Source organism: Anaerosolibacter carboniphilus (genome assembly GCF_014205875.1).
Classification (GTDB): Bacteria; Bacillota; Clostridia; order Peptostreptococcales; family Thermotaleaceae; genus Anaerosolibacter; species Anaerosolibacter carboniphilus.
This window is the reverse complement of the sequence record NZ_JACHEN010000079.1, coordinates 1-1,025: the sequence shown is the minus strand read 5'-3', so window position 1 is coordinate 1,025 and position 1,025 is coordinate 1. Positions and strand designations below refer to the sequence as shown.

Genomic DNA, 1,025 nt, shown 5'->3' with positions numbered 1-1,025 from the left:
TTGGTCAAGTCCTCGACCTATTAGTATCGGTCAGCTAAAGACATTACTGCCCTTACACCTCCGACCTATCAACCAAGTAGTCTACTTGGGGTCTTACTTGCTTACGCAATGGGAAATCTCATCTTGAGGGGGGCTTCGCGCTTAGATGCCTTCAGCGCTTATCCCGTCCGTACATAGCTACTCAGCAGTGCTCCTGGCGGAACAACTGATGCACCAGAGGTACGTCCATCCCGGTCCTCTCGTACTAAGGACAGCTCCTCTCAAATTTCCTGCGCCCACAGCGGATAGGGACCGAACTGTCTCACGACGTTCTGAACCCAGCTCGCGTGCCTCTTTAATGGGCGAACAGCCCAACCCTTGGGACCTACTACAGCCCCAGGATGAGACGAGCCGACATCGAGGTGCCAAACCTCCCCGTCGATGTGGACTCTTGGGGGAGATAAGCCTGTTATCCCCGGGGTAGCTTTTATCCGTTGAGCGATGGCCCTTCCACTCGGAACCACCGGATCACTAAGCCCGACTTTCGTCCTTGCTCGACTTGTAGGTCTCGCAATCAAGCTCCCTTCTGCCTTTGCACTCTACGCGCGATTTCCAACCGCGCTGAGGGAACCTTTGGGCGCCTCCGTTACATTTTAGGAGGCGACCGCCCCAGTCAAACTGCCCACCTGACAGTGTCCCAAGACCAGATTCATGGTCTATGGTTAGAACTTCAGTATCACAAGAGTGGTATCCCAAGGTTGACTCCACCTAGACTGGCGTCCAAGCTTCCAAGTCTCCCACCTATCCTGTACATGCAATACCAAAATCCAGTGTCAGGCTACAGTAAAGCTCCACGGGGTCTTTCCGTCCTGCTGCGGGTAACCAGCATCTTCACTGGTACTACAATTTCACCGAGTCTATTGTTGAGACAGTGCCCAAATCGTTACGCCTTTCGTGCGGGTCGGAACTTACCCGACAAGGAATTTCGCTACCTTAGGACCGTTATAGTTACGGCCGCCGTTTACTGGGGCTTAAGTTCGGTGCTT

Annotated in this window: 1 rRNA gene; it reads right to left on the bottom strand. The window is 53.6% G+C overall.

Annotated features, from left to right (window positions below):
• Positions 1 to 1,025 (bottom strand): 23S ribosomal RNA (locus tag HNQ80_RS25540); the annotation flags it as partial.